Source organism: Nocardiopsis chromatogenes YIM 90109, assembly GCF_000341185.1.
Classification (GTDB): domain Bacteria; phylum Actinomycetota; class Actinomycetes; order Streptosporangiales; family Streptosporangiaceae; genus Nocardiopsis_A; species Nocardiopsis_A chromatogenes.
Window position 1 is genome coordinate 1 of sequence record NZ_ANBH01000074.1, and the last position, 3,438, is coordinate 3,438.

At 78.7% G+C, this 3,438-nt stretch carries 1 protein-coding gene; it reads right to left on the reverse strand.

Features of this window, described 5'->3' with window-relative positions:
• Positions 1-469 precede the first annotated feature (469 nt).
• Positions 470-2,722: an acetate--CoA ligase family protein gene (locus D476_RS0107540; protein WP_017623341.1), complete on the reverse strand. Its 2,253-nt coding sequence runs from the start codon at positions 2,720-2,722 to the stop codon at positions 470-472.
• Between the last annotated feature and the right edge of the window lie 716 nt (positions 2,723-3,438).

Sequence of the window (3,438 nt, forward strand, 5' to 3'; positions counted from 1 at the left end):
TTCTGGCGGCCCGCCGCCCGGCCGGGGCCCGCGAGTGGGGAACCAGCTGGGCCGCCCGCTCTCCCGGACCACGAGGGGCCCGCCACCTGGCAAGCAGGATCGGGGAACCACCCCGTTTTCTCCGTTGCCGCCATCAACGCCGACCATGCACACGCCGCGCGGCCGACAGCGCTGCCGGAAGGGTCTCCGACCTTGGCCGTCGCCGCCTTCTCCCTTGCACCCCGGCGGCCCGGCGGACGGCCGAAGCCCGCAAGTGGGGGACCTGTTGTGCCGCCGCCTTTCCGGACTACGAGGGGCCCGCCGCCCGGCAGGCGGGGCCGGGGAACCGCCCCGCTTTCGCCGTCGCCGCCCGTCACGGCGACCACGCGCACCCCCGCCGCCCGACAGCGCTGCCGGAAGGGCCTCCGACCTCTCTTCGTCGCCCGGGCGCTTGGCGCGTCCTTCCCGCCATGGCCCGAGCGGACGGGGGTCAGGCCGATTCGTGTGGCCCCGCCTGGCCGCCCTCCCCGCCTTCCTCGTCCCGCGCCGCTGCGAAACCCTTGGCCGCCATGACCGCCACCGATGCCGTCTCCATCGATGTGAAGCACGGGATACCCGCCTCCCGCGCCGCCGGGCGCAGGGTGTCGAGCAGGTCGGGCGGGCCGCACTCCACGTTGCGCAGGACCAGCGACACCCGGGTCGTCGGGACCTCCTTCTGCAGGTGTCCCAGATGACCCACGTACTCCAGCAGCCCGGCGCGCACCGCCTCGGCCGTGGACGAGTCTCCGCTCCCGCCCCCGCCCCCGCCCCCGGCACCGCCCTCGCCCTCGGGCGGGGGCGCGAACGCCGCGAAGCTCTGCACGTTGGCGTGCGCCACCGCGTCCGGGTACGGGCGGGCGCCGCATACCGCCGCCACCGCCGCCCGAGCCAGGTCCTTCGGGCCCAGCGGTCCCAGCGGGATCTCCAGAGGATTGCCCGGCGCCGCGCGCGGCACCGCCGCGCGGAGCGCCTCCTCCGCCTCCGGGCCCGGCGGCGGCAGGGCCGCTCCCGCCGCGTCGAAGGCGTCGGCCGCCAGCACCCCCGCCCCGCCGCTCGGCCCCGCTATCAGCACCTCCGGCCCGCCACCCGCCGGGCGCCCGGCCTGTAGGTCGAACATCTCCAGCACCGCGAGCAGCTCCTCCTGGCTGCGCACCTGCGCGAAGCCGCACCGGGTGGCCAGCCCCTCCCAGACGCGCGCGTCCCCGGCCAGGGCGCCGGTGTGCGAGGCCGCGGCGCGGCGCCCCAGCCGGGTGCGCCCGCCCACCAGGACCGCCACGGGCACCCGCCCCCGCGCCGCGCGCAGGGCGCGGGCCAGGGCACGGCCGTCCGGCGGGCGCTCCACGTACAGGCCCACCACCCCGGTGCCCGGGTCCCCGAGCAGGTGCCGGACCAGTTCGGCCGGGCCCACGTCGGCCGCGTTGCCGACGGTCGCCGCGGTGGAGAAGCGCAGACCGCGCCGCTCTCCGACCCGCACGACCTCGCCCGCCAGCCCTCCGCTCTGCGCGACCAGGCCCACCCGGCCCGGCGCGCCCGGCGGCCCGCCCAGGAAGGTCTGGCCGCCCGCGGGGGAGTAGACGCCCATGCAGTTGGGGCCCAGCAGGCGCGCCCCGCCCTGCCGGGCGGCGGCGACCAGCTCGGCCTCCCGGGCGGCGCCCTCGGGCCCGGACTCGGCGAAGCCGTCCCCGACGACCTGCACGAACGGGATGCCGCGCGCCTTCCGGACGGCGTCGGCGCAGGCGGCGGCCGGGACGGCGACCAGGGCGTAGTCGGTCTCCGGGGGGACCTCGGCCAGTGACGGGACCGCCGGGACGCCGTCCACCTCGCGGGCGGTCGGGTGCACGGCGACGAGCGTGCCCGGGTAGCCCGACGAGCGGTAGTGGGACAGGAACATGCTGCCGAAGCCCCGGCCGCGGGTGGAGGCGCCGACGACGGCGACCCCGCGCGGCGCCGACAGGCGGGTGAAGTCGGTGGGAGGGGCGCCGTCCTCACGCGCGTGCCCGCCCGTGCCCGCCGGGGGCAGGTTTTCGGGCACCGGGAGACCGTCGGCGGCCAGCAGACGGGCGTCGGCCGCCACAGCCCCCTCCGGCCCGGCGATGACCGGGTTCAGCTCGAAGGAGGACAGGGCCGGGCCGAGCCGCTCCACCAGCCCGCCGGGGCCGCCGACCGCCTCGACCACCGCCGCGAGGGCCGCCCGGTCCACCGGAGGGGCGCTGCGCGCCCCGCGGAGCAGGGCGGCGCCGCGCAGCCGGTCCGGTAGGCGCGCGGCCTCGCCGGGCTCCAGGGGGCAGGGGAGGACCACGGTGTCGTCGAGGGCTTCGGCCCACACCCCGCCGAGCCCCACCAGCAGCAGGGCGCCGAAGGACGGGTCGGCGACGGCGCCGACGATGACCTCGGCGCCGGGCGGGCACTGCTCCTCCACCAGGAAGCCGTCCGGGGCGAGGCCCTGGGCCTTCAGGCCCCGCAGCATCTCTTCGGCGGCCGCGCGGACCTGATCGGGCCCGTCCAGGCCGAGGCGCACGGCTCCGGCCTCGGACTTGTGCAGGAGGCCGGGGCCGAAGGCCTTGAGGACCAGCGGCGGTCTCAGGGACGCGGCGCCGGTGCCCGCCTGCGCGGGGGTGCGGTGCGCGGTGCCGCGGGGGACGGGGACGCCTGCCTGCGCGGCGAGGCGTTTGGCCTGCATCTCGGTGGCGGCGACGGGTGCCATGGGCGCTCCCTCGGGGTCGGCGCGGAGACGGGTGGTGAGGCGGGGGTACGAGAGTCGGTGGGGGGCGTCCGCCGGAGGGGTGCGGCCTTCGTTCGATCGGCTCGGCGCGGTCGTTGCGGCTCCGGGACGGGACCGCCCGGCCTCCGGGGGCCGCATCGCAGTGCCGACCTGCGTGGACGAAGGCCGTTCGACTCCCGTGGGCGGGGGCCGCGTCCGCGGGATCTCCGTCCGACCGGGCCGGTGCGATCGTGGCGGTGCCGGGGTGGCCCTGCCTCGGCATCGGCGTCCTGACCGGCGCCCTGCTTGAAGGCGGGGCGCCGTCGGCCGCCCTCCAACGGCCGCCATGGGCGGGCGATGGCGGCCGGGAACGACGAAGGTTCCGCGGACGCCATCCGGACGTGAGCCGCACCGCCCGCCGACGGCCCGGGCGCCCTCCGAAGGCCCCACCGCTCCACCGCACGGCGTCGGACGGTGGGCGCGATGCTGGGCCCGTGGACCCTAGAGAGGGTCCAACGGCCCAAATCGGAATCCGGGCCTGTTGTGGGCCTGTCCGGGCAGGTGGCGCGGGCGGGAGAATCCGTAGGTGAGCGGCTCGGAGCCCGGCCCCCGCCGGCCGTGCTCCGGGGCGACGGCGCCCGTGGACACCTGCGCCCGCTCCGCGGGTGTGTACCGGAGCCGGGCGCCGGAGCCGGAGCGGCGGGGGGGGCGCCGGGCAA

Excerpts from the sequence above, each read along its gene's own strand:
- D476_RS0107540 (WP_017623341.1), bottom strand. The coding sequence starts at position 2,722 with ATGGCACCCGTCGCCGCCACCGAGATGCAGGCCAAACGCCTCGCCGCG.